The organism is Vibrio sp. 1401, assembly GCF_033340295.1.
In genome coordinates this window covers 1-529 of the sequence record NZ_JAWOWF010000794.1, presented here as the reverse complement: position 1 = coordinate 529, position 529 = coordinate 1, and the positions used below count along the sequence as shown (strand labels likewise).

The following is a 529-nucleotide window of genomic DNA, read 5'->3' as shown; positions in this document are numbered from 1 at the left end:
GTGCGAACGGTAGTACGATTCGTATGACTCGCTTTTTAGTGATTGACGACTCTAAACTAGAAAATATTGAGTATGAGTTGGCAGCGCCAGTCATGTACTACCGTCGCGGTCAACGTGAGTTCTTAGCGAGTGATGACGGCGGTTTTTATGCCAAGCCAAATGTGGTGTACGGAAAAAGCAAGTATGGCTATCCGAAATCACTTTATGAGTGGTCAGTGGTAACCATGAAGTATCAACCGAATTAATCATCGTTTGATACCTACTAAAAAGGAGTGCTGAGCACTCCTTTTTGCGTCTAATGCGCGCGGGTTACTTCGTGTAGCGCATGACTCCTTCTTGTACGGCAGTCGCCACCAAATGACCTTGCTGGTTATAAATTTCGCCACGCACTAAGCCACGAGTATTACTCGCCGTTGGGCTTTCTATTGCGTACAAAAGCCACTCATCCATCTTGAAGGGACGATGGAACCAGATTGAATGGTCAATCGTCGCAACTTGGAAATTCGGCGTCATTAACGACACTTCATGT

General features: G+C 45.9%; 1 protein-coding gene and 1 pseudogene. One reads left to right on the top strand and one right to left on the bottom strand.

The features are described 5' to 3' along the window. The coding region (locus R7Z77_RS28215) for a hypothetical protein (protein ID WP_318137419.1) at positions 1-245 on the top strand (245 nt) is incomplete at its 5' end. Between the two features lie 64 nt (positions 246-309). Here R7Z77_RS28215 and R7Z77_RS28210 read toward each other — a convergent pair. Further along, positions 310-529: pseudogene (locus R7Z77_RS28210) on the bottom strand (acyl-CoA thioesterase domain-containing protein); the annotation flags it as partial.